The sequence below is a fragment of the Pseudomonas sp. Sample_24 genome, assembly GCF_004307605.1.
Lineage (GTDB): Bacteria > Pseudomonadota > Gammaproteobacteria > Pseudomonadales > Pseudomonadaceae > Aquipseudomonas.
The window spans coordinates 1-688 of sequence record NZ_RCNW01000330.1 but is presented as its reverse complement, the minus strand read 5'-3'; the positions used below and the strand labels follow the sequence as shown (position 1 = coordinate 688).

The following is a 688-nucleotide window of genomic DNA, read 5'->3' as shown; positions in this document are numbered from 1 at the left end:
CCAAGGTGCAAATGAAACGATCTGCTTTCTTTATCTCCGATGGCACGGGCATTACCGCCGAAACCCTCGGCCAGAGCCTCCTGGCGCAGTTCGAAAACATTACCTTCAGCAAAGTCACGCGGCCGTACATCGACAACGTGGACAAAGCGCGGGCCATGGTACAACAAATCAACAAAGCCGCCGAAACCGACGGCTTTCGTCCGATTATCTTCGACACCATCGTCAATCAGGACATTCGTGAGATCCTCGCGACTTCCAATGGTTTCATGATCGACATTTTCTCGACGTTCCTGGCGCCGCTTGAACAGGAACTTACCGAGCATTCTTCCTACACCGTGGGCAAGTCCCACTCCATCGGCGCCAACACCAATTACATGGAGCGTATCGAGGCCGTTAACTTCGCCCTCGACAACGACGACGGCGCCCGCACGCACTATTACGACAAGGCCGACCTGATACTAGTGGGCGTGTCGCGATGTGGTAAGACGCCGACGTGCCTGTACATGGCGATGCAATTCGGCATCCGCGCGGCCAACTACCCGCTGACCGAAGACGACATGGAGCGCCTGCAACTGCCGTCCGCCCTGCGCGCCCACCAACACAAGCTGTTCGGCCTGACCATCGACCCGGACCGCCTCACCGCCATCCGCAACGAGCGCAAGCCCAACAGCCGTTATTCGAGCTACGC

General features: G+C 57.8%; 1 protein-coding gene. It reads left to right on the top strand.

Features of this window, described 5'->3' with window-relative positions; all coding sequences use genetic code 11:
- Nucleotides 1–11 precede the first annotated feature (11 nt).
- The coding region (locus D8V06_RS17960; protein ID WP_130931448.1) for a pyruvate, water dikinase regulatory protein at nt 12–688 on the top strand (677 nt) is incomplete at its 3' end.